Origin of the sequence: Vibrio sp. 10N.222.55.C6, assembly GCF_041473395.1 — a bacterium.
Classification (GTDB): Bacteria; Pseudomonadota; Gammaproteobacteria; order Enterobacterales; family Vibrionaceae; genus Vibrio; species Vibrio crassostreae_C.
This window is the reverse complement of record NZ_JBFRSD010001320.1, coordinates 1-251: the sequence shown is the minus strand read 5'-3', so window position 1 is coordinate 251 and position 251 is coordinate 1. Positions and strand designations below refer to the sequence as shown.

Annotated in this window: 1 protein-coding gene; it reads right to left on the bottom strand. The window is 40.6% G+C overall.

The window, feature by feature from the left end; all coding sequences use genetic code 11:
- A partial coding sequence (locus AB4486_RS28700; RefSeq protein ID WP_372120233.1) for an SGNH/GDSL hydrolase family protein occupies window positions 1–251 on the bottom strand: 251 nt, incomplete at both ends.

Here is a 251-nt window from a genome sequence, read left to right as displayed (position 1 = left end):
GTTATAAAGAGGCACATCTTTGGCTTTGGCTAAATATTCCGTCCAAACCAAACCGTTTGAGAAGTGCCCCAGAAACCATGAATTCGCATTGGGGAAAACCCATTGAGATCCGTTAAATAGATTCCCAGTATCAGAAAGGCTATCACCAAAAGTAACAATGCGATTAATGGTATTGGCTTGAATTACGTTATCGTTGGTCCAGATTGAATGGTTGTAAGAGAAGCGATTGTTTGCGGCAAAATAGGTGATGT